The sequence below is a fragment of the Nonomuraea sp. NPDC001699 genome (assembly GCF_053596455.1).
Map to the genome: position 1 here is coordinate 225,472 of NZ_JBSFGF010000014.1, position 22,694 is coordinate 248,165.

20 protein-coding genes are annotated in these 22,694 nt (G+C 72.0%); 9 read left to right on the top strand and 11 right to left on the bottom strand.

What is annotated here, in order from left to right; genetic code table 11:
* Nucleotides 1–52 precede the first annotated feature (52 nt).
* Together ACWCSU_RS34870 and ACWCSU_RS34875 are read right to left on the bottom strand one after the other, a co-directional pair.
* Nucleotides 53–1,474, bottom strand: a complete 1,422-nt coding sequence (locus ACWCSU_RS34870) for a serine/threonine-protein kinase (RefSeq protein ID WP_449940693.1) — start codon at nt 1,472–1,474, stop codon at nt 53–55.
* Nucleotides 1,475–1,495: 21 nt separating this feature from the next.
* Nucleotides 1,496–2,305: a TIGR03619 family F420-dependent LLM class oxidoreductase gene (locus ACWCSU_RS34875; protein WP_449940695.1), complete on the bottom strand. Its 810-nt coding sequence runs from the start codon at nt 2,303–2,305 to the stop codon at nt 1,496–1,498.
* Nucleotides 2,306–2,391: 86 nt separating this feature from the next.
* Here ACWCSU_RS34875 and ACWCSU_RS34880 point away from each other — a divergent pair, with 86 nt between their 5' ends.
* Nucleotides 2,392–3,639: an LLM class flavin-dependent oxidoreductase gene (locus tag ACWCSU_RS34880; RefSeq protein ID WP_357694604.1), complete on the top strand. Its 1,248-nt coding sequence runs from the start codon at nt 2,392–2,394 to the stop codon at nt 3,637–3,639.
* Nucleotides 3,636–4,505 (top strand): TIGR03619 family F420-dependent LLM class oxidoreductase, encoded by an 870-nt coding sequence (locus ACWCSU_RS34885; RefSeq protein ID WP_449940696.1) that lies wholly within the window; start codon nt 3,636–3,638, stop codon nt 4,503–4,505. Before ACWCSU_RS34880 ends, ACWCSU_RS34885 begins: the two co-directional genes overlap by 4 nt.
* Nucleotides 4,506–4,557: 52 nt before the next feature.
* Here ACWCSU_RS34885 and ACWCSU_RS34890 read toward each other — a convergent pair whose 3' ends face one another.
* Nucleotides 4,558–5,013: a MarR family winged helix-turn-helix transcriptional regulator gene (locus ACWCSU_RS34890; RefSeq protein WP_357694608.1), complete on the bottom strand. Its 456-nt coding sequence runs from the start codon at nt 5,011–5,013 to the stop codon at nt 4,558–4,560.
* Nucleotides 5,014–5,076: 63 nt separating this feature from the next.
* On the opposite strand from ACWCSU_RS34890, the gene ACWCSU_RS34895 reads away from it, so the two are divergent.
* From ACWCSU_RS34895 to ACWCSU_RS34905, 3 genes are read left to right on the top strand one after another with little or no spacing between them, the layout of a single operon-like run.
* Nucleotides 5,077–6,255, top strand: coding sequence for an FAD-dependent oxidoreductase (locus tag ACWCSU_RS34895; RefSeq protein WP_449940698.1), 1,179 nt, complete (start codon nt 5,077–5,079; stop codon nt 6,253–6,255).
* 49 nt (nt 6,256–6,304) lie between these two features.
* A complete protein-coding gene (locus tag ACWCSU_RS34900; protein WP_449940700.1) occupies nt 6,305–7,117 on the top strand; it encodes a HipA family kinase in 813 nt (270 codons plus the stop codon).
* Nucleotides 7,114–7,491, top strand: a complete 378-nt coding sequence (locus tag ACWCSU_RS34905) for a DUF3037 domain-containing protein (RefSeq protein WP_357694614.1) — start codon at nt 7,114–7,116, stop codon at nt 7,489–7,491. The genes ACWCSU_RS34900 and ACWCSU_RS34905 overlap by 4 nt, the downstream gene beginning before the upstream one ends.
* Nucleotides 7,492–7,500: 9 nt before the next feature.
* On the opposite strand, the gene ACWCSU_RS34910 is transcribed toward ACWCSU_RS34905, so the two are convergent.
* The 4 genes from ACWCSU_RS34910 to dxr all read right to left on the bottom strand — a co-directional run bounded on the left by ACWCSU_RS34910 (nt 7,501) and on the right by dxr (nt 12,491).
* Nucleotides 7,501–8,343, bottom strand: coding sequence for a GNAT family N-acetyltransferase (locus ACWCSU_RS34910; protein WP_364094284.1), 843 nt, complete (start codon nt 8,341–8,343; stop codon nt 7,501–7,503).
* A gap of 36 nt (nt 8,344–8,379) precedes the next feature.
* Nucleotides 8,380–9,960 (bottom strand): alpha/beta hydrolase, encoded by a 1,581-nt coding sequence (locus tag ACWCSU_RS34915; protein WP_357694616.1) that lies wholly within the window; start codon nt 9,958–9,960, stop codon nt 8,380–8,382.
* Nucleotides 9,961–10,090: 130 nt separating this feature from the next.
* Nucleotides 10,091–11,260 (bottom strand): flavodoxin-dependent (E)-4-hydroxy-3-methylbut-2-enyl-diphosphate synthase, encoded by a 1,170-nt coding sequence (ispG, locus tag ACWCSU_RS34920; RefSeq protein WP_357694618.1) that lies wholly within the window; start codon nt 11,258–11,260, stop codon nt 10,091–10,093.
* Between the two features lie 40 nt (nt 11,261–11,300).
* Nucleotides 11,301–12,491 carry a 1-deoxy-D-xylulose-5-phosphate reductoisomerase gene (dxr, locus tag ACWCSU_RS34925; protein ID WP_357694620.1) on the bottom strand — a complete coding sequence of 397 codons (1,191 nt, stop codon included), beginning with the start codon at nt 12,489–12,491 and terminating at the stop codon, nt 11,301–11,303.
* 382 nt (nt 12,492–12,873) lie between these two features.
* On the opposite strand from dxr, the gene ACWCSU_RS34930 reads away from it, so the two are divergent.
* Complete coding sequence (locus tag ACWCSU_RS34930) at nt 12,874–13,938, top strand: trypsin-like serine peptidase (protein WP_357694622.1); 1,065 nt, start codon at nt 12,874–12,876, stop codon at nt 13,936–13,938.
* A gap of 72 nt (nt 13,939–14,010) precedes the next feature.
* Here the strand turns inward: ACWCSU_RS34930 and ACWCSU_RS34935 are convergent, their stop codons facing one another.
* The gene (locus ACWCSU_RS34935; protein WP_449940705.1) at nt 14,011–15,438 is read right to left on the bottom strand and encodes an aldehyde dehydrogenase family protein; all 1,428 of its coding nucleotides are present in this window, start codon (nt 15,436–15,438) and stop codon (nt 14,011–14,013) included.
* Nucleotides 15,439–15,727: 289 nt separating this feature from the next.
* Here ACWCSU_RS34935 and ACWCSU_RS34940 point away from each other — a divergent pair, with 289 nt between their 5' ends.
* Nucleotides 15,728–16,375, top strand: a complete 648-nt coding sequence (locus ACWCSU_RS34940) for a TetR/AcrR family transcriptional regulator (protein ID WP_357694625.1) — start codon at nt 15,728–15,730, stop codon at nt 16,373–16,375.
* Between the two features lie 11 nt (nt 16,376–16,386).
* On the opposite strand, the gene ACWCSU_RS34945 is transcribed toward ACWCSU_RS34940, so the two are convergent.
* Nucleotides 16,387–18,111, bottom strand: coding sequence for a PucR family transcriptional regulator (locus tag ACWCSU_RS34945; RefSeq protein WP_449940708.1), 1,725 nt, complete (start codon nt 18,109–18,111; stop codon nt 16,387–16,389).
* A gap of 91 nt (nt 18,112–18,202) precedes the next feature.
* On the opposite strand from ACWCSU_RS34945, the gene gabT reads away from it, so the two are divergent.
* Nucleotides 18,203–19,531, top strand: a complete 1,329-nt coding sequence (gene gabT, locus ACWCSU_RS34950) for a 4-aminobutyrate--2-oxoglutarate transaminase (RefSeq protein ID WP_357694629.1) — start codon at nt 18,203–18,205, stop codon at nt 19,529–19,531.
* A 210-nt stretch (nt 19,532–19,741) separates the two neighbouring features.
* Entirely contained in the window at nt 19,742–19,942 is a 201-nt protein-coding gene (locus tag ACWCSU_RS34955) for a hypothetical protein (RefSeq protein WP_357694631.1), read from the top strand.
* Between the two features lie 31 nt (nt 19,943–19,973).
* Here ACWCSU_RS34955 and ACWCSU_RS34960 read toward each other — a convergent pair whose 3' ends face one another.
* Together ACWCSU_RS34960 and ACWCSU_RS34965 are read right to left on the bottom strand one after the other, a co-directional pair.
* Nucleotides 19,974–21,188 (bottom strand): saccharopine dehydrogenase family protein, encoded by a 1,215-nt coding sequence (locus tag ACWCSU_RS34960; protein ID WP_357694633.1) that lies wholly within the window; start codon nt 21,186–21,188, stop codon nt 19,974–19,976.
* Between the two features lie 168 nt (nt 21,189–21,356).
* Nucleotides 21,357–22,514, bottom strand: coding sequence for an extracellular solute-binding protein (locus ACWCSU_RS34965; protein WP_449940713.1), 1,158 nt, complete (start codon nt 22,512–22,514; stop codon nt 21,357–21,359).
* Nucleotides 22,515–22,694: the final 180 nt, after the last annotated feature.

The window sequence follows — 22,694 nt, forward strand, 5'->3', positions numbered from 1 at the left end:
CGTTCAGTCAACCGTGCGCACCGCAATCGCCGCCTGACCGTGACACAGCCGGTCAGGAGGCCCGGGAGACCTGGCCCGCGTACATGACGGCGCCGTCGTCCGATCGGGTCACCTTGACGGAGAACCGGTTGGGGTCGTCCGAGGGGACGACCCGGACTGTTCCGGCGTGGCACGCCTTGCCGGTGACCTGGCCGAGGGCGAACACGACGGCGCTCCTCGTGGGGGTGAGCCGGCCGGAGCAGTGCAGGTCGGCGCCCCAGCGCATGGTGGATCCGCCGTCGGCGCGCAGGCGCAGCTCGACCGGGAAGATCCGGCCGGCCGTGGGGTGCTCGGCCGATCCCGTCCAGACGCCGTCCAGGGGCGGGACGGTGGGGTTTCCCGGCGGGGGCTCGCCGGTGGTGGCGCCCTGGTCGGCCGGGCCGTTCCGGGCGTCCGCCGGGCCCGGGTCCTGCGCTCCGCGCAACCAGAACACGACCCCGGCGACCACCACCACAACCCCCGCCACCGCCACCGCCACCAGCCACCCCCGCCGAGCCTTCCCGACCACAGTGGCAGGCGTCCTTTCGGGAAGGGTGGCGGGGGTTTCGTCAGGGGAGGTCGAGGGGGCGGTGGTGGGGGGCCGTTCATCGGGAGTGGCCGCTTGGGCGCCGGAGGGGAGGACGTCGCCGGTGCCGGCGTCCTGGCCGAGCAGCGCGCGCAGCGTCTCCTCGGCGTCCGGACGGTCGCGCGGGTCGCGGGCCAGGCACGCCTCCACGATCTCCCGCAACCGCCCCGACAACCCGCGCAGGTCCGGCCTGCCGTACAGGATCCTGGCCAGGATCTCCTGGTACGTGTCCGCCATGTACGCATGCCGCCCGCTGGCCGTGTACGCCACGGTCAGCCCCCACGCCCACATGTCCGCGGCCGGCCCGGCCGGCTCCCCGTTGATGCGCTCGGGCGACAGGTAGGCCGGCGTGCCGATGGGCGACCTGGTCGTGGTGGCGGCGGCGTCCATCAGCCGGGACACCCCGAAGTCGATGACCCGCGGCCCGTCGAGGCTGAGCAGCACGTTGCCCGGCTTGAGATCGCGGTGGACGACCCCCGCCCGGTGGATCGCCCCCAGGGCGGTGGCGGTGCCGATGGCCAGCCGGTCGAGCGAGCCGCCGAGCCGGGGCCCCCGCGCGACCACGTGCTCGCCCAGCGAGGGCCCTTCGACGTACTCGCTGACCAGGTAGGGGCGGTCGCCGTCGAGGTCGGCGTCCAGGAGCTGGGCGGTGCAGAAGGCCGCGACCCGGCGCACCGCCTCGACCTCGCCGAGGAACCGGCGACGTACGTCGGCGTTTTTGGACACGCTCGCGTGCAACAGCTTGATCGCGACCTGCGCCCCGGCCGGCGAGTGACCGAGGAAGACGACGCCCTGGCCGCCCTGCCCGAGCCTGCGCGAGAGCCGGTACTCCCCCAGCCGGCGGGGGTCATCAGCACGGAGCTCGGACATAGGGCGTCATTATGGCACCGCCTACAGCAGGCCGGCATAGGCGTCGAGGGCGCGCAGGACGACGTCCGCCGGGCCGCTCGGCAGGGTGGCCACGGCCTCCTCGATGCCGAGGCCGGCGAAGTAGTCGAGCTTCTCCCTGGTGGGCAGCGTCCCGAACGGGATCACCCTGGCCATGGGCCGCCCGGCCTTCTCGCACGCCTCGCGCAGCGCGGGCAGCGCGTCCTTGATCCCCTTGCCGCCGATGGGCATCCAGCCGTCGCCGTACTCGGCGATGTGGGCGAACAGCTTCGGCCCGGCGGCGCCGCCGAGGTAGACGGGCAGGTCGCGGACGGGCTTGGGCCACGACCAGGACGGTTCGAGCCCTTCGACGTCGGCCACCTCGTCCCGCCAGAAGGCCCGCATGGCCAGCACGTTGCGCCGGGCGACCTCGCGACGCCGTCCGTACGGCACGCCGTGGTTCTCGATCTCCTCGACGTTCCAGCCGAACCCGACGCCGACCACCGCGCGCCCGCCCGACAGGTGGTCGAGCGTGGCCAGGGCCTTGGCGGTGACGATGGGGTCACGCTGGGCGGCGAGCAGGATGCCGGTGCCGACGCGCAGCCGCCGGGTCGCGGCGGCGGCGAAGGAGAGCGCGACCAGCGGGTCCAGCGTGCGCTTGTACTCCTCGGGCAGCTCGTCCTGGCCGCCGGCGGGCGGCGTGCGGCGGCTGACCGGGATGTGGGTGTGCTCGGGCAGGTAGAGCGAGTCGAACCCGCGCTCCTCGGCCGCGGCCGCGAGGTCCTGGACCGGCATGGCCAGATCCGTGGCGAACATCGTGACACCCAGCCTCATACGGCCTCCTCATATCAACCAAGCGATTGCTCGGCTAAGATTTCCAGGGTAGCTTGCAAGGCGACGTCCGCGGAAAGAGGTTCCCGGTGAAGTTCTCTATCTTCCTGAACCCGCAGATTCCAGGCTCTGGATACGCGGCCGAGGAGAACGCCAAGGCACGGCGTCCCATCGGACGCGACACCGAGTCGTATCAGCGGCTGCTGCACGAGGTGCGGGAGATAGCCGTCCACGCCGACCAGGTCGGGTTCGACGCGCTGATGATGACCGAGCACCACTTCCACTCCGAGGGGATGGAGTTCTCGGTCAATCCGCTGATGTTCCTCACCGACCTCGCCGCCCGGACCGAGCGCATCCTGCTCGCGCCGCTCGGCATGGTGCTGCCCGCCTGGGACCCGATCAGGGCCGCCGAGGACGTGGCGCTGCTCGACCAGTTCAGCAAGGGCCGCCTGCGACTCGGCGTGGCGCGCGGCTACCAGAACCGCTGGATGAACGTCCTCGGCCAGCGCTGGCAGGCCGCCGCCGCCCGCTCCGACGGCTCGGCCTCGGACACCCGGAACTTCGACGTCTTCGGCGAGGTGCTGAAGATCATGAAGATGGCCTGGACGCAGGAGACCCTCCGCTACAAGTCCGACGTGCTGGACTACGAGGTGCCGTACCCCTACGACGGTATCGAGGGCTGGCCCGCGATGGAATGGACCAGGACGTTCGGGGCGCCCGGTGAGGTCTCCGACGACGGGAAGATCCAGGCGATCTCGGTCTGCCCCCGGCCGTACCAGAACCCCCATCCGGAGCTGTGGCAGCCGTTCACGATCTCCGACCGGTCGGTCATCAGGGCCGCCCAGGAGGACATCCTGCCGTGGATGTTCACCCCCAACCCCGACGACCACGCCGCCAAGGCCAAGCTCTACCAGGAGGAGTCGGCCCGGCAGGGCCGCCACTACAAGCTGGGCGAGCACACCGGCATCCTCAAGATCGTCGGCATCGCGGACACCACCGAAGAGGCGATCAACACCTTCGGCCGCAGCATCCCCAAGGACTTCGCCGCCTTCTTCGGCCCGTTCGGCTACCTGGAGGTGCTGCGCAAGAAGGAGGACGAGAAGCACAAGCCGATCTCCCCCGAGAAGGGCGACGCCAAGCGCATGAACGACGTGGAGATGGCGCTGTTCGGCACCCCCGACGACGTCAAGCGCGGCATCCAGCGCATGCTCGACCGCATGCCGGACCTGGAGTGGTTCGGCCTGTACATGCAGGGGCAGCAGGGCGTGCTCCCGCTGGACACGGTCAAGCGGAACCTGGAGATGTTCGCCACCAAGGTCGCGCCGGAGTTCCGATGAAGATGTGGCTGGGGGCCTCGTTCGCCCCGACGGACCAGTTCGTGGAGCTGGCGCGGGCGGCCGAGCGCTGCGGTTTCGACACCTTCACGCTGTCGGACCACCTCTTCTACGCCGACTTCGCCTCCCGCTACCCGTACTCGCGGTCGGGCGCGCCCCGCTGGACCGCCGAGACGCACTGGCCCGACGTGTGGGTGACGATCGGCGCGATGGCCGCGGTGACCACGACGCTGCGCTTCTCGCCGAACGTCTACATCGCCCCGGCCCGCGACCTGTTCACCGTGGCCAAGCTGGTCTCCACGGCGGCGGTGCTGTCGCGGGAGCGGGTGACGTTCGGGGTCGGGGTGGGCTGGTGCGAGGAGGAGTTCGCCGGCACCGGCCAGGACTTCCACACCCGGGGACGCCGCCTCGACCGCATGCTGCCCACGCTGCGCGCCCTGTGGGCGGGCGAGACGGTCACGCTGGACGGCCTGCCTCCCCTGTCCATCTCCCCCGCCCCGGCCCGGCCCGTACCCGTCTACGTGGGTGGCGACAGCGAGGCGGCGCTGCGCCGGGCCGCCCGCTTCGGCGACGGCTGGCTGGGCAACCGCATCTACACCGAGGAGCAGCTCGACCCGGTGCTCGACACCCTCCGCCGGCACCTCGACGAGAACGGCAGGACGGGCCCGTTCGACATCGTCGCCCCGCTGGCCGTGCTGCCCGACGCCGAGACCTACCGCCGCTTCGCCGCCAAGGGCGTGACCGCCACCATGGCCGCCCCCTGGTGGCTGGCCACCCCCGAGGAGAAGTCCCGGTACGGCGAGGACACCCTCGACCTCAAGATCGCCACCATGGAACGCTTCGCCGAGGACGTCATCGCCAAGCTCTGACCCTGGCGGCCGGGACGATCCTGACCGGGCACGCGACACGTGCGCACCCCGGTCAGGACGCCCCTTCCGCCAGGTTGGCCATGATCCGCCGCAGCATGCCCGTGACCTGCTCGATCTCGTCCTCGGAGAAGCCCGAGAAGACCTGGCGGCTGACCCCGCCGAAGATCGGCGGCAGGAGGGGCGTCAGCGCGTGGCCCTCGTCCGTCAGCTCGATGACGACCGAGCGCCGGTCCTCCGGCCGCCGGACCCGTCGCAGCAGCCCCTTGGCCTCCAGCCGGTCCAGCAGCCGGGTCATCCCGGCCGTGTCCGTGCCGAGCCGGCCCTTCAGCACGCCGGGCGTGCTCCGGCCGCCCGCCGCGTGCAGCAGCAGCGCCGCCTGCTGCGCGGTGAGCCCGAGCGGGGCCAGGCGGCGCTCGGTCTCGGTGTTGAGCTCCCGCCCCACCTGCACGAGCAGCGACCCGCCGCCCAGCACCAGCTCGAACGGCGGCGGCATTCGATCGTCGGTCACGCGCCCCAGAATAGCTGGCGAGAGCATTTACTGTCGCGACAGCTATCGTCTATCGTCACATCCATGGACACCTCTGCTCGTGTCATCGTCGTGGGAGGCGGCATCGGCGGCTTATCCCTGGCCCAGGGCCTGCGCAAGGCGGGGTTCGAGGCCACCGTGCTGGAACGCGACCCCGCACCCGGCCACCGCCCCCAGGGTTACCGCATCAGCCTCAAGGAGACCGGCGCCGAGGCGCTGCGGGCCTGCCTGCCTCCCGGCCTGTACGACCTGGCCGTGGCCACCTCCATCCGCCCGGCCACCCGCATGACCTTCATGGACATCCGGCTGGTCCCCAAGTTCTCCAAGGACATCCCGCCCCAGCTCCCCGGCGTGGACGGCCTCGGCGTCAACCGGCTCACCCTCCGCGAGATCCTCCTGTCCGGCCTCGACGTACGCTTCGGCACCGAGTACACCCACTACGAGCCGCTGCCCGGCACGAGGGTCCGTGCCCACCTCGCCGACGGCTCCACCCTGGACGGCGACCTGCTCGCCGGCGCGGACGGCGTCGGCTCCCGCGTCCGCGGCCAGCTGCTCCCCGACGCCGTCGTGGACCGGCTCGACCAGGCCCTGTACGGCCGGACCGCGCTGACCCCCGACCTGCTCGCCGCCACGCCCCCGGACCTGGTCGACACCTTCAACCGGGTCACCGCGGCCGACCACACCGCGTTCTCGGTGGCCACCTGCCGCCCCTGCACGCCGGTGGCCGAGGCCGTCGCCCGGCACGCCCCCGGCCTGGAGCTGACCGACGTCCCCGGCTACTTCTCCTGGACGCTGACCGTCCCCGGCGCCCGGCCCGACGACACCTCGCCCGCCGGCCTGCACCGGCTCGCGCTTCGCGCGGTCGCCGGCTGGCACGAGGGCGTGCGCCGGATCGTCGAGCGGGCCGACCCCGAGGCGACCTTCCTGGTGCACACCCACGCGGCCCGGCGCGTGCGCCCCTGGGACGAGCCCGCGGTGACCCTGCTCGGCGACGCCGTGCACAGCATGAGCCCGGGCCGCGGCGAAGGCGCGAACATCGCGCTGCGCGACGCCCGCACCCTGTGCGCGAACCTGGCCGCGGCCGCCGCCGAGGGCCGGCCGCTCGCCGAGGCGAAGACGGCCTACGAGCACGCCATGCTGGACTACGCGTTCGCCGCCGTCGAGGCGTCGTCGCGGCAGCCGTTCGCGCCCTTCACCCGTCCCGCCCGGCCGTCCGGGGGGTGAGCCGCGCCGGGAGTTCGGATGGGGGCCCCGGTGACGATAGCCTCGTCCCGTGCTGGAAAAGATCGCAGCCACCCGATATGTGACCCCGTTGCGAGAGGGCGGGTCGCTGCCGGGCGTCGTCGAGGCCGATGACCTCGGCACATACGTCGTGAAGTTCCGCGAGGCGGGCCAGGGCCGGCGGGTGCTCGTCGCGGAGATCATCGCCGCCGAGCTGGGCCGCCGGCTGGGGCTGCGCACGCCCGAGCTCAAGCTCATCGACCTCGACCCGCAGCTCGGCGTCCGCGAGCCCGACGAGGAGGTCCAGGACCTCCTCAAGGCCAGCACCGGCCTCAACCTGGCGGTCGACTTCCTGCCCGGCGCGCTCGGCTTCGACCCGCTGGGCTGGATCCCCGACCCGATGTTCGCCTCCCGGGCGGTCTGGTTCGACGGTCTGATCCACAACGTCGACCGGAGCTGGCGCAACCCCAACCTGCTGGTCTGGCACCGCGACATCTGGCTCATCGACCACGGCGCGGCCCTGTGGTTCCACCACAACTGGCGCACGGCCGACCCGCAGCGCGTGTTCGACGCCGGCGACCACGTGCTCGCGCCGTTCGCGGCCGACGTGCCGGCCGCGGGCGAGGAGCTGGCCGGGCGGATCACCCGCGAGCTGCTGGACGAGGTGACGGCCCTGGTGCCCGACGAATGGCTCGACGGCGAGCCGGGGTTCGACTCCGCCCACGACGTGCGCGAGGCTTACACCGACCATCTGCTGCGCCGGGCGCAAGGGCCGCGCGAGTGGCTGCTGCGCCGCCCCGGCAAGGAGCACAAGGCGTCCGGGCCCGGGTCGGTCGGCGAGTTCTGGCGGGGAGGCAGCCGGTGACCAGAGATGTCTACGAGTACGCGGTGATCCGCGTCATGCCCAAGGTGGAGCGCGGCGAGCTGATCAACGCCGGCGTGCTGCTCTACTGCCAGCCGCGCGACTACCTGTGCGCGCGCGTCCAGCTCGACCCCGCCCGCCTGCGAGCCCTCGACCCCGGGGCCGACCTCGACGGCGTGCGCCACGCGCTCAGCGCCTACGAGCGGGCCTGCGGCGACCGGCCGGGCCCTCTCGCGGACGAGCCGCTGGGCGGCCGGTTCCGCTGGCTGACCGCGCCGCGCAGCACGATCGTGCAGACCGGCCCGGTGCACGCGGGGCTCACCACCGACCCCGACACCGAGCTGGCCCGCCTCTTCGACAAGCTGGTACGCCTCTAGCCGGGCGTCTCAGAACAACACCGACATGAAGGTGTCGACCTCGCGGAACCCCACCTTGCGGTAGACCGCCCGCGCCGAGTGGTTGTAGTCGTTGACGTAGAGCGACACGACCGGGGCGAAGCAGCTCATCGCCGCCTCCACGACCGCCGCCATGCCCGCCACCGCGTGGCCCTTGCCCCGCAGGTCGGGGGCCACCCACACGCCCTGGATCTGGCAGGCGTGCGGCGTGACCGCGCCCACCTCGGCCTTGAACACCACCCGGCCGTCGTCGATGCGCGCGTAGGAGCGGCCGATGCGGATCAGCTCGGCGACTCGCGTGCGGTAGAGCGCGCCGCCGTCGCCGAGGTTGGGCGAGACGCCCACCTCCTCGGTGAACATCGCCACGCACGCCGGCAGCAGGATGTCGAACTCCTCCGGCCGCACCCGGCGCACCAGCGGATCGGCCGGTACAGGGGCCTTGCTGGAGGTCGCCATCACCGGCTGCGCCCACCGGACGGCGCGCGCCCTGCCCCAGTGCGGCTCCAGCCGCTCCCACAGCAGGGAAACCGCCTCGACGGGGCCCACGATGGACGAACACCTGCGCCCCTGCTTGCGGGCACGGTCGGCGAACGCGTGCACGGCCTCAGGACCGGCGTTGACCGGCACCATGTTCGCGCCGGCGTAACAGAGCGACACGAGCCCGCCGCGCGGCCCGAACCCCCACATCTGCCCCCCGAGGCGTGCCGGATTGAGTCCGACGGCCCGCACCCGGGAGGAGACGAAGACGTTGGCGACCGGATCGCAGTCAAGCAGGGCGAGAACTTCGTCCCGGTCGCTGTCGTCGAGCACGCGCGACGCCGATGTACGCAGCATCACATGGTCAGACTACGCGAACGTCCCCCGAATAGCTCACCGGGACAGCACGTCGGTGAGCCGATCGTGACCCTGCGCGCCTCCCGACGCCATGTGGGCGGCCGGACTCGGGTCCGGCAGGGCCGCGCAGGACACCGTCCGGGCCGGCAGCGTGCCGTCGGCCAGGTACGCCGCGAGGTAGCCGTCCACGCAGCGGTTGCCGGCCAGGGACACGCCGTGGTTGCCGCCCTCGTCGATCACCAGGCCGCTCCTCGGGAAGCGCCGCTGCATGGCCAGCGCCCCCCGGTACGGCGTCGCGGCGTCGTCGCGCGACTGCAGGAACAGCACCTGCGGCAGCTTCGGCGAGCCGTGCACCGCGACCGGCGTGCCGCCCTTGACCGGCCAGAACGCGCACGGGGCGTTGAACCAGGCGTTCGGCCAGGTCAGGAACGGCGCCCTGGGGTGGAGCCGGGTCATGTCGGTGCGCCACTTGGTCCAGTCGCGCGGCCAGGCGGCGTCGCGGCACTGCACGCCGAGGTAGACGGCGTAGCCGTTCTCGTCGTCGGCGTCGTTCTTGCCGCGCCGGTTGTACGCCTCCACCAGCGGCTTCACGTCGCCCTTGCGCACGTAGGCGGACCAGGCCCGCGCGAACTCCGGCCACACCCGGTCGGTGTATCCGCCGAGGGTGAAGGTGTCGTCCAGCTCGCTCGGCCCCACCACGCCGCCGGCCGGGCGGGCGCGCAGCCGGTCGCGCATCGCGTAGTAGGCGAACGAGGTCTGCTTCAGCGTGCCGCCCAGCCGGTAGACGTCGTTGTGCCGGGCCGTCCAGGCGAGGAAGGCGCGGTGGCGGCGTTCGAAGGCGACGTCCTGGCTCAGGTTCGACCGGTACCAGACGCCCTCGGGGTTGACCGTGCTGTCCATGACGAGCCGCCTGACCCGCTGCGGGAACAGGGTCGCGTAGACGGCGCCGAGGTAGGTGCCGTACGAGTAGCCCAGGTAGCTGATCTTCTCCTCGCCCAGCGCCGCCCTGATCGCGTCCATGTCCCTGGCCGAGTTCTCGGTCGTCAGGTACGGCAGCATCCAGGACCAGTGGTCGCCGCAGCCGGTGGCGTACTCGTCGGCCCTGGCCAGGAGCCTGCTCTCGTCGGCCGCCGAGTGCGGCACCGCGTCCGGCCGCGGCGCCCGGTAGTAGGCGTCGGGGTCCACGCAGTGGAGTGACGGCTCACTGCCGCCCACCCCGCGCGGGTCGAACCCCACGACGTCGTAGCGCTCGCCCAGCCGGTTCGGCAGCCCGTTCGAGACGAACTCGGTCAGGTCGCGGCCCGAGGCGCCCGGCCCGCCCGGGTTGATCAGCAGGGTGCCGAGATGGTTGCCGTCCCTGGACACCTTGGCCTTGATGCGGTTGATCGCCAGCTTGATCGACTGCCCCCACGGGTCGTGGTAGTCGAGCGGCACGCGTACGGTGGCGCACTCCAGGTCGGCCCGGACCGTCTTGCCCTCCTTGGCCGGGCACGACCCCCAGACCACCTGCTGCGCCCACGTGACCGCACCCCTGCCGGCCGACGCCACACCGTCCGCGCTGACAACCCCGGCGACCAGCACCGCGATGCCGACGGCAACACTGAATACGCGCTTCACCCAGCCCCTCCCCCTCGTCATGGCCCTGTGATGCTCCCGCGGGCGACGGGGTCATGACGCTGGGTATGGAGAAACGCTTGCCACTTTGTAATGGGCCCATTGCACCGGGTGACCGGGCCCCCCGGGGCACTCAGCCCACGGTCACCTGGGGCCCGGAGACGGTGTCGTCGTCGAGGTCGATCTCGACGCCCATCTCCTCGGCCAGGCGCAGGGCCTCCTCGATCAGGGTCTCGACGATCTGCGACTCGGGCACGGTCTTGATGACCTCGCCCTTGACGAAGATCTGGCCCTTGCCGTTGCCGGAGGCGACGCCGAGGTCGGCCTCACGGGCCTCGCCGGGGCCGTTGACGACGCAGCCCATGACGGCCACCCGCAGCGGGACCTTGAGCCCCTCCAGGCCCGCCTGGACCTGCTCGGCCAGCGTGTAGACGTCGACCTGGGCCCGGCCGCACGACGGGCAGGAGACGATCTCCAGCCCCCGCTCGCGCAGGCCCAGCGACTCCAGGATCTGGGCGCCGACCTTGACCTCCTCGACGGGAGGCGCGGACAGCGAGACGCGGATGGTGTCGCCGATGCCCTCGGCCAGCAGCGCGCCGAAGGCCACCGCGGACTTGACCGTGCCCTGGAAGGCGGGGCCGGCCTCGGTGACGCCGAGGTGCAGCGGGTAGTCGCACTTGGCGGCGAGCAGCCGGTAGGCGTTGATCATGACGACCGGGTCGTTGTGCTTGACCGAGATCTTGATGTCGCGGAAACCGTGCTCCTCGAACAGCGAGCACTCCCACAGCGCGGACTCGACCAGCGCCTCGGGCGTGGCCTTGCCGTACTTCTGGAGCAGGCGGGGGTCGAGCGACCCGGCGTTGACGCCGATCCTGATCGGCACGCCGTGGTCGGCGGCCGCCTTGGCGATCTCGCCCACCTTGTCGTCGAACTTCTTGATGTTCCCGGGGTTGACGCGGACCGCCGCGCAACCCGCCTCGATGGCCGCGAACACGTACTTCGGCTGGAAGTGGATGTCGGCGATGACCGGGATCTGGGACTTCCTCGCGATGATCGGCAGCGCGTCCGCGTCGTCCTGCGACGGGACGGCCACGCGCACGATCTGGCAGCCGGACGCCGTCAGCTCGGCGATCTGCTGCAACGTGGCGTTGACGTCGGCGGTGACCGTCGTCGTCATCGACTGGACGGAGACGGGCGCGTCGCCGCCCACGGGAACGCTGCCGACCATGATCTGGCGGGAGTGCCGGCGTTCGGCGAGCGGCTTGGGGCGGACCGTCGGGATGCCAAGTGCTACAGAAGACATTTCTACCCTTAGGTGTGACGACGCTACCCAGTCTAGGTAGCTAGAAGGACTGCCCGGCTGTGAGTTCGGCCGCACGCGCCCGGGCCCAGGCGTCGGCGGCCAGCACCTCCTCCACGCTGGAGGCCGGGGTGACGCGGTGTTCCTCGACGACCTTGGCGACCGTGTCGACGATCGCGGGGAAGCGCAGCCCGCCCCTGGTGAACGCCTCGACGCAGACCTCGTTGGCGGCGTTGTAGACGGCGGGCGCGGTGCCGCCCTCGGCGCCGACGTGCCTGGCCAGCGCGACGGCCGGGAAGGCCGCGTCGTCGAGCGGCTCGAAGGTCCAGGTGTGGGCCTTGGTCCAGTCGACGGGCCGGGCCGCGCCGGGCACGCGGGCCGGGTGGGCCAGCGCGAGCGCGATCGGCAGGCGCATGTCGGGCGGGCTGGCCTGGGCGATGGTGGAGCCGTCGACGTACTCGACCATGGAGTGGATCACCGACTGCGGGTGGACCACGACCTCGATGCGGTCGAAGCCGATGTCGAACAGCAGGTGGGCCTCGATGACCTCCAGCCCCTTGTTGACCAGGGTGGCGGAGTTGATGGTGATGACCGGGCCCATGGACCAGGTCGGGTGGGCCAGCGCCATCTCGGGGGTGACGTCGGCCATCTCCTCGCGCTTCATGCCCCTGAACGGGCCGCCGCTGGCGGTGATGACGAGCTGCCTGACGGCGTCGGGGTCGTGGCCGCCGGGACCGGCCGCCCACAGGCACTGCTGCACCGCCGAGTGCTCGGAGTCGACCGGGAGGATCTGCCCCGGCGCGGCCAGCCGCTTGACCAGCGGCCCGCCGATGATCAGGGACTCCTTGTTGGCCAGCGCGAGCGTGCGGCCGGCCTTCAGGGCGACCAGCGTGGACGTCAGGCCCAGCGCGCCGGTGATGCCGTTGAGCACGGTGTCGCACCGCCAGGCCGCGACCTCGGCGACGCCCTCGTGGCCGCCCAGCACGACGGGGGAGGCCCCGCGCGCGGCCAGCGCCTCCTTCAGCGCCGGGACGGCGGCGTCGTCGGCCACCGCCACGACCTCCACGCCGAACTCGGCCGCCTGAGCGGCCAGCGCCTCGACCCTGCCGCCCCCGGCCGCGAGCCCGGCGACCTTGAACCCGGCGGGGTCGGCGGCGATGACGTCGAGGGCCTGGGTGCCGATCGAGCCGGTGGAGCCGAGCACGACGACTGAGCGGAGGGTCTCTGCATGCACCTGTCCATTGTCCCCGCTGCCGGGGGCGGACGGGCACGTGAGGGGCTCACGGCCGCGATCCCGTCCCTTAAGTGACGCGTGATAACCGGGACCATTTATGTCCAGATATCGTCATACCGGGAGGCGCATGTCTTGAGAAATCCCGATTATTGTGCGGCTACCTTCCCGACCTCGGAGCCGGGTTTCGGCAGGTTACGTAATGCGCCGCGGATCCCGCCCCGCCGTCCGTCCTCACCTTCGCCGCCGCAGGCATCGCCCTGCCTCCCAGCAGCGCGGCGCGAAGCACAGGCCGTCTGCCGAGCAGCGCGAAGCGCCAACGCAGTCTGCCGGATTTACGGAAAGTAGCCACAAGAACACATCTCGTGGTGCACACTCTGGGGCCATGACCCTGAGCACCTCCCTGCTTGCGGCCGCCCCGCTGATGGCGGGGCTGATGGGACCGGCGATGCTCGGCGCGGTCCCCGTCCAGCAGCAGGTCGATCGTCCCGCCGTCGAGCACTCCGCGGCCCGGCGGAGCCTGGTGGTCGAGCACGAGGCCGCCCGCGACGACGCCGAACAGCGGCGCGTGCTCGGCTACTGGACCCCGCAGCGCATGGCGGCGGCCCTGCCCATCGGCTTGCTCGACTCCGTGACCGACGGCGACGGCCTGCTCAGCGGCCTGACCGGCCGCGGCGGGGTGCGGGCGACGCCCGGCGTGTCCGACGGCCACACCGAGATCAACCTGGGCCGGCGGCACCAGGCGTCGTCCAGGCCCCAGGCCAGCACGATCGGCGCGCGCTGGAGCACCGGCGGGGCCGTGACCAGGACCACCGGCCGGGTGTTCCTGACCCTGGCGGGGGCCGACTTCGTCTGCTCGGCCAGCACGGTCACGAGCGCCAGCAAGGACCTCGTCGTCACCGCCGGCCACTGCGTCAAGGACGGCGCCGGCGAATGGGCCGAGAACTGGACGTTCGTCCCCGGCTACGGCAGGGGCGGCGAGCAGCCCTTCGGCCAGTACGCGGCCCGCCGCATGTTCGTCTCCGCCCCCTGGTCGCGCTCGGCCGACGACAACCACGACGTCGGCATGGTCGCCCTGGCCACCTCGGGCGGCCGGCACGTCGCCGACGTCGTGGGCACCCAGGACATCGCCTTCAACGCCCGGCGCGGCGGCCAGACCTACGGCTTCGGCTACCCGGCCGACCCTCCCTACGACGGCGACCAGCTCGTCTACTGCGCGGGGCGGCTGCGCGACGACCCGTACAAGCAGACGCGCGACCAGGGGCTCGGCTGCGCCATGACCGCCGGTTCGAGCGGCGGCCCCTGGATGTCCGGCTTCGACCCGATGACCGGCCGCGGCACGATCACCTCGCTGAGCAGCTTCAAGTACAGCGACGACCAGCACACCATGTACGGCCCGTACTTCGGCCAGGCCGCCAAGGCGGTCTACACCACGGCCGAGCGCGCCTGAGACCAAGGGGGCGCACCGTCCCGTGCGCGCCTTCGGTCTCTTTGAGGTCGCCGCCCTCGCCCTGCTGGCGAGCTACAGCGACAGGCCGGTGAGCACCATGACCTTCTCGTAGGTCAGGTCCTCCATGGCCGAGTGCAGGCCCTCGCGGCCGATGCCGGAGTCCTTCACGCCGCCGTACGGCATCTGGTCGGCCCGGTACGACGGCACGTCACCGATGATCACGCCGCCGACCTCCAGTTCGCGGTTGGCCCGGAAGGCGGCGTCCAGCGAGCGGGTGAAGACGCCGGCCTGGAGGCCGTACTTGGAGTCGTTCACCGTGGCGTACGCCTCGTCGATCGAGGCGACCGGCTGCAGGATCATGACCGGCCCGAAGACCTCCTCGCAGGCCACCTTGGCGTCGTGCGGGACGTCGGCCAGCACGGTCGGCGCGACCGTGGCGCCCTCGCGGGTGCCGCCGGCCAGGACGCGGGCACCGGCGGCGACCGCCTCCCGCACCCACTGCTCCACGCGCTCGGCGGCGGCCTCCGACACCAGCGGCCCGACCTGGGTCTTCTCGTCGGCCGGGTCACCCGTGACGAGCCCGGCGACGGCCGGCAGCAGGCGCTCGACGAAGGCGTCGTAGACCGGCTGCTCGACGATCACCCGCTGGACGGCGATGCAGCTCTGACCGGCCTGGTAGTTGGAGAACAGGGCGATGCGCTGCGCGGCCCAGTCGAGGTCGGCGTCGCCCAGCACGACGGCCGCGGCGTTGCCGCCCAGCTCCAGGGTCACGTGCTTGCGCGGCACCTGGTCGGCGATGGCGTAGCCGACGGGCGCGGAGCCGGTGAAGGAGACGACGGGCAGGCGGGGGTTGTCCACGAGGGCGGCGGCGCGCTCGTTCTGGACGGGCAGCACCGAGAACATGCCGGCGGGCAGGTCGGTCTCGGCCAGGATCTCGCCGAGGATCAGCGAGGACAGCGGCGTGGCGGGCGCGGGCTTGACGATGATCGGGGCGCCGACGGCGATGGCGGGCGCGACCTTGTGGGCGACCAGGTTCAGCGGGAAGTTGAACGGGGTGATCGCCAGCACCGGGCCCTTGGGCACGCGGGAGACGTAGGCGAGGCGGCCCGCGGCGGCGGGCTCGGTGTCGAGCCGCTGCACCTGGCCGGACCAGCGGCGGGCCTCCTCGGCGGCGAAGCGGAAGGTGGAGATGGCGCGGTTGACCTCGCCGCGCGCCCAGAAGATCGGCTTGCCGTTCTCGGCGGTGATCAGGTGGGCGATCTCCTCGGCCCGCTCGGCCAGCCGACGCGAGACGTGGGCCAGGGCCTCGGCACGTACGTGCACGGGCAGCGCGGCGGCCTCGCGCGAGACCGCGTGGGCGGCCGCGACGGCCTCCTCGACCTGGGCATCGGTCGGTACGGAGTACCGGCCCACCTCACGACCGTCGTGGGGGTTGGTCACGGTGAGCTCGGTTTCGCCGGTGGCGGGCCGGCCGGCAAGCCAGAAGGTACGCACGTCCATACCCATGACGTTATGCCAAGCGGGAGTTCGGGGATTTACACCAGGGTGCACAAGACTCCCACGAGCGCTCACCGTTAAGTACAAGCCCTGGTGTATACCCATGATGTAACAGAAGTAGACCCAATTCGGGATGTTTACCATGCGGAGTGGTTTGAGCGATCTCCGCCATGGCTAAGTCATCGAGTGCGGGTCTCCAGCGCGGTGGGCCCCAGACTCAGAAAGGCGTGGGCCCCGTGACCGAGCAAGAGGTCACAAGGACACTGAGCTCCTTGGTCGCTGGGGAGGTCGCATGACCTCGACGCCGCTGGGCCTGCAGGGTGCCTACCTGCTGGGCGAGCGCGCCACCCACGACGAACTCCGTTCCCGCCTGCTCGACGTGGCCGTGAACCTGCTTCAGAGCGAGGGTCCCGACAGTCTGACCATGCGCAGGATCGCGGCCGAGGCCGGCTGCACGACGACCGTCATCTACACGATGTTCGGCAACCGGGAGGGCCTGGCCGAGGCGCTTTACCTGGAGGGTTTCGAGCGGTTTCGCCGCCTGCTCGAAGCGGTCCCGCAGCGGCGCAACCCGCTGGAGTACCTGACCGCGCTCGGCCCCGCCTACCGGCAGGCATGCCTGGCCGAGCCCGGCTACTACAGCCTGATGTTCGAGCAGGCCATCCCCGGTTTCGAACCCAGCGAGCGGGCCAGGACGCTCGCCCGCGCGGCCCTGAACATCCTCGACCGGGTGATCGCCGACTGCATCTCCGCCGGCTACCTGACGCCGACCCAGCCACGCAAGATCGCCGACGCTCTCTGGGCCGCCGCCCAGGGCGCGATCAGTCTGGAACGGGCCGGCCACCTGCGGGACGACCGCACGTACGAGGCGGTCACCCTGGCCACGATCTGCTGCTACCTGGTGGACAAGGACAACCTGCCGTCGGCCCCCGGCCGCTGAAGGCCGTCGGGTCAGCGGCGGGCGGCCTCCAGGGCGAGCCAGAGTTCGGCGCGCACGCCCGGGTCGTCGAGGTCGCGGCCGAGGAGTTCGGCCACGCGGCGCATGCGGTAGCGCAGCGTGTGCCGGTGGACGCCGAGCCGCTGGGCCGCGGCGTCCCAGTGGCCGTTGCTGTCGAGGTAGGCGCGCAGGGACTCGACCAGGTCGGCACGGGAGCCGTACGCGGTGAGCGGGGCCAGCAGCGCGCCGGAGAACGCGCGCAGGGCGTCGGCGTCCAGCAGCGCGAGCAGCCCTTGCCCGGCCAGGTCGGCGAACCGCACCACGCCGCCGTCGCTGTGGGCCAGCGCCCGTCGCGCCTGGCCGAGGGCGTCGCGCAGGCCGTCGTAGCGGCACGGTGAGCTCACCCCGACCGGCCCCTCCGCCTCCCGCGCCACCTTCTCCACACTCCCCTCCCCCACCAGACAAACAACGACCGCCCCACCACCACCGCGGCCACCGTCGCTACCGCTGCCGCTGCGGCCGTGGCTACTGCTGTGGGCGTGGTCGTGGCTGTGGCTGTGGCTGTGGTCGTCGAGGAGGGCTGTGAAGCCGTGGGGTTCCAGGGCCTCCAGGGCGCTCGCGCCCGCCGCCAGCACCACCAGCGGCTCGCCGGGCAGCCGCGCGCCGAGCGTGCCCGTCACCGACCGCGCCTGCTCGACCGCCCCGCCGAGCAGCAGTTCGAGCACGGCCGAGCGGAGCCTCCGCCCCGCCTCCCGCTGGGCCCTGCCCTGCTCCATGGCGAGCGTCAGCAGCGAGCCGGCGGCGTTGATCACCGTGTGGGTCACCGGCGAGAAGGGTTTGCGCGCGCCGACCGCGAAGAAGCCGCGCGGCCGGGCGCCGCCGCCGAGCGGCTGGATCACGATGTGCTCGTCGGGCCCGGACAACGCGAGACTGGCCGGCACCCGCTCCACCCCCGGCCCTCCCCCACGCCCCCGCTCAGGCCCCTGGCCTCCCCCACGCCCCCGCTCACCGCCCGGCACACCTCCACGGACGCCCTCCCCGGCAGGCGTCCGCTCACCGCCACGAACGGGTTCCCCGGCGGCGGGCTGCTCACCGGCCGGCCCGCGGTCGTCGGTGGCGGGCTGGTCGGGGTGGGGTCTTGCCGGGGCGCCGGTGCGCAGGCGGCGTAGCTCGGCCACCACGACCGGCACGTCGGCGCCGGGGGTGGCGTGCCGGACCTCGCCCGTCTCGTCGAGCAGGGCGGCCCAGCCGTCGATCTCTTTGGCGACCCGGTCGATGACCGCGTGCATGCCCTCCGGCCGCAGCGCCGCCCGGGTGAGCCGTCCCTGGGCGGCGAAGGCCCGGGTGATCTCGTCGTACTGCTCGGCCGCGAGCAGCTCGCTGACGACCTTGCCGATGGCGATGAACGGCGTCTCGCGCGGCACCTCGAACAGCGGCAGCCCGGCCTCGTCGGCGGCGCTGACCAGGGCGGGCGGGACGCGTTCGTGGGAGAGGCCGACGCCGAAGCCGAGCCCGGCCACCCCGCGCCCCACCAGCCGGGCGACATATCCGGAGAGGTCGCCCTCCAGGCGGATGCCCGTCGTCAGCAGCAGCTCCGAGCCCTCAAGGAACGGCGTCGGGTCCTCCAGCTCGCTGACCGCCACCCAGCGCACCTCCGCGTCGAGCGCTTCGGGGGCCGCCGCGCCCGCCAGCGGACGCAGCCCCATCCGTCGCACCACGGTGCGCAGCGAAGGTGCCATACGAGTTTGTCCATTCCGGCAAAGGCGAGCACCCCCAGTGTGCCATATCGACGTATCGGCCCAGGTCGGAGCCCGACGTAGCGTCGAGCCCATGAGCATTCCCCAGGAGCGGCGCGTCGTGACCGCGATCCCAGGCCCCAAGTCGCAGGAGCTGCTGGCCCGCAAGCAGGCCGCCGTCCCGTCCGGCATCGGCACCACGCTGCCGGTCTTCGTCACCCGCGCCGGCGGCGGCGTCCTCCAGGACGCCGACGGGAACTCTCTGATCGACTTCGGCTCCGGCATCGCCGTGACCAACGTGGGCAACTCCGCGCCGAAGGTCGTCGAGCGCGTCCAGAAGCAGGTGGCCGACTTCACCCACACCTGTTTCATGGTCACCCCGTACGAGTCGTACGTGCAGGTCTGCGAGAAGCTCAACCAGCTGACCCCCGGCGACCACGAGAAGCGCACCTTCCTGGTGAACTCGGGCGCCGAGGCCGTCGAGAACGCGGTCAAGGTGGCCCGGCACGCCACCGGCAGGCAGGCCGTCGTGGTGTTCGACCACGGCTACCACGGCCGCACGCTGCTCTCGATGACCATGACCGCCAAGAACATGCCGTACAAGCACGGCTTCGGCCCGTACGCGCCCGAGGTGTACCGGGTGCCGCTGGCCTACCCGTTCCGCTGGCCGACGGGCGCGGACAACTGCGCGGAGGAGGCCGCCGCGCAGGCCATCGACCAGATCAACAAGCAGGTCGGGGCCGAGAACGTGGCCGCCGTGGTGATCGAGCCGATCGCCGGCGAGGGCGGGTTCATCGTCCCGGCCAGGGGCTTCCTGCCGCGGATCGCCGAGTTCTGCCGGGCGAACGGCATCGTGTTCGTGGCCGACGAGGTCCAGACCGGCTTCGCGCGTACCGGTGACCTGTTCGCCTGCGAGGACGAGGGCGTCGTCCCCGACATCATCTGCACCGCCAAGGGCATCGCGGGCGGCCTGCCGCTGGCCGCCGTGACCGGCCGCGCCGACCTGATGGACCACGTGCACGTCGGCGGCCTGGGCGGCACGTACGGCGGCAACCCGCTGGCCTGCGAGGCCGCGCTCGGCGTCCTGGAGACGATCGAGTCGGAGGACCTGGTCGCCAAGGCCCGCCGCATCGGCGAGATCATGCTCCCCCGCCTCCGGTCGCTCCAGGAGCGGTTCCCGGTGATCGGCGACGTGCGCGGACGCGGCGCGATGATCGCGATCGAGCTGGTCGAGCCGGGGACGAAGAACCCGGACCCGGCCGCCGTCCAGGAGATCGTCAAGCGCTGCCACGCCGAGGGCCTGGTGGTCCTGACCGCCGGCACGTACGGCAACGTGCTGCGCTTCCTGCCCCCGCTGGTCATGCCCGAGCACCTGCTTGAGGAGGGCCTGGGGATCTTGGAGAAGGCCGTCGCCGCTCTGTAGCAAAGACCGAAAAATCGGGCATCCACCTTGCGGCTGGATGCCCGATTTTGTGTGTGTAAAAGAGGTCACTCGGGTAGAGAATTCACCCTGGCTTGACGCTCAGCTAGACGATCACGGCCTCGGTCAGGGTTATAACGGATCCGGACATGCGGAGGAGCGATGACAGCTGGGAGCGTGATGAACTGGGGTCCCACCAGAACGGCACAGAGTATGTTGACGTTCGACCCTGAGGGCCTGAGCGTGGCCCAGCGCGACGGCGACGCCTGCGTCGTGTGCCACAAGAGGTGGCCGCGGCCTCGGGTCCGGGTCGGCAAGCTGCCCGACAACTCCTCCGTGCTCGCCTGCACCGAATGCGCCGAGGCGCTCCTGCCCGCTCCCATGGCGACCGTGGTGGCCTTCCCGGGCCGTTAGCCACGCGCTGACCACGGTTCCGACCGGGCCTTCAGGCCGCCACCGCCGCCTCGCGCAGGCCCCACGGCGAGCCGTACTCGCGCAGCAGGTCGAGGAACGGCACCGCGTCGAACGCCTCAGGGCCGAGCACGCCCTCGCCCTTCCACACCCCGGTCGCCACCAGCTCCAGCGCGACGACCGGATGGATCGCCGTCTGCCACACGACGGCCTGGGAGCCGTACTCCCGCATCGACCACTCGTTGTCCACCACGTGGTACAGGTACACCTCGCGCGGCGAGCCGTCCTTGCCGGTGCCCTTGACCCACGTGCCCGCGCAGGTCTTGCCGCGCATGCGTGCGCCCAGCGTCGCCGGGTCCGGCAGGCTCGCGGCGACCATGTCGCGCGGGGCCACCTCCGCCCCGCCCACCCTGATCTTGTCGGCGCTGTCCAGGCCCAGCTTGCGCAGCGTCTTGAGCACGCCGATGAACTCCTCGCCGAGCCCGTACTTGAACGTCACCCGCCGCGCCGGGATCCACCTCGGGACGAGCAGCACCTCCTCGTGCTCGACGTTCACGCACTCCACGGGCCCGATGCCGTCGGGGAAGTCGAACACCTCGGGCTCGCTGAACGGCTCGGTGGTGCGCCACTGCCCGTCCTCCCAGACGACGGGCGGGTTCAGGCACTCCTCGATCGTGGTCCAGATCGAGAACGTGGGCGCGAAGTCGTAGCCGTCGACGACGAGGTTGGCGCCGTCCCTGATGCCGATCTCGTCGATCTCGTCGAACAGGTGGTCGGCGGCGTAGCGGGCGAACACGTCCGCGAGCCCCGGCTCGACGCCCATGCCGACCAGCGCGAGCCGGCCCGCGCCGCGCCACTCGCCGTCGCGCTCGAACTGCCGGTCGCCCAGCTTCACCCCCGGCTTGCGGTACGGCTCGCGCGGATGCGGCTTCGACAGCGACATCGCCATGTCCAGGTAGTGGGCCCCAGCCTCCAGCGCGGCCTCGAACAGCGGCATCGTGAAGCGCGGGTCGACCGCGTTGAACAGCACGTCACAGCGGTGCTCCCGGAGCGCCGCGACGACCTGCGCCCGGTCGGAGGCGTCCAGCTGGATGGCGGTGAAACGGGGGTCGTCCACGGCGGCGACGGCGGCGGCCGCCCGGCTCTGTTGGGAGTCGGCCACCACGATGTGTTCGTAGAAATGGCGGCGGGCGGCGATCGGGACCACGGCTGAACCGACGCCTCCGGCGCCGACAAGAAGGATTCTCATGGGAAGACCATACTCACTGACTGGTCATTCAGTCGAATTTCTGGCGCCAAGAAGGCCCCTGAACAGCGAGACGCCCCGGGACAGGGGGGAAGGCCCGGGGCGTCTCTGCAGGCGCACCTCGGGGGAAGGCGCGCCCGCGATGGGGTCGAGCGGAGGCGGCGGTCTCGCCTACTCGGCGAGCGCGGCCCACCGTTTCCCCCAGACGGCGTAATCAGTGCATTCCCCGTCCTCGCCGCGGCAACCGCCCGGCGGCCGGACGGCGAAGGCGACACGGCCGAGCCGCTTGGGGTCGCCGACGCCGTAGACGTCGCAGACGGACTTGGCCCGGCCCTTGCACGCCTTCTCGTTGGCCGGGGCGAGCCCCGCCCAGGCGGCCGCGTCACGCTGGGCGTCGGCCGCGGTCATCCAGGTCAGCCAGCGGTAGGCGCAGGTGGTGTCGGGCAGGTTGGCGCCGAGCATCCAGGAGTCGAGCCAGCCGGTGGTCGCCGTGGCGCCGACCGTCCTGACCGGTTTGCCGGCCTTCTGCAGCAGCAGGCGATAGTACGGTGTGGCCTGCGCGTAATCCAGCGACCCGGTGGCGAAGCCCTTGATCAGGTCGATCGGCTTCCGCCAGTAGGTGCGCTCCTTCTGCTGCCCGAGCAGCGCCATGGCCCGGTCGAGCTGCTCCTGGCTCAGCTCGTACGGGTCCTTGACCGTGGTGTCGGTCAGTGCGGCGTCGGCGATGGTCAGCGGGCTGTCGCGGAGCGCGGCCCGGCCGGAGGCGAACGCCTCGCTCATGCTCGGGCTCTTGACCTTGGCCGCGTCGTAGACGAACTCGTGGTACCCCCACAGGTACGGCACGCCGTAGAACTTGCCGGACACCTTCACCATGTCGCGGAAACGCTCGTCGAGGTCGTCGTAGCCGCCCACCTTGGCCGGGTCGATCGGCTGCACCAGCTTGCGGGTGATCAGGTCGCCGGCCAGCGCCGGGCCCGCCGAGATCAGGTCGTACGGGCGGTCGGCGGCCGCCACGGCCCGTTCCATCTCCTCGGCGGTGCGGACGGTGTCCAGGCGGGCCAGGCGGCAGCCGGTCTCCTTCTCGAAGGAGCCGACCCAGTTGGCCTTGGGGCTGACGCCGCCGTACTCGGCGTAGCCGCGGTAGGTGAGGATCTGGAGCGTGCCGTCGCTCTGGGTCGCCGTGGGCGAGGGCGTGGCCGTCGGGGTCGGCTTGGGGCTCGGCCTGGCGGCCGGCTGCCCGGCCGTCCCGGAGGGCGAGGACACCGCTCCCGTGCCGGCGACCAGCGCCGCCGTGGCCAGCGCCACGGCGGATATGCGACGGCGTCTCACGATGTCCCCCCTTGTCCGTTGTGCTGGAGCTTACCGGGGACGGGACCGGGAGGGACGCCGGTCCCTCCCGGCCGGAGCCGCGGGTTACCCGTTCGTGGGGAAGCCGAGGTTCACCCCACCGTGCGACGGGTCCAGCCACCGCGAGGTCACCACCTTGCCCCGCGTGTAGAAATGCACCCC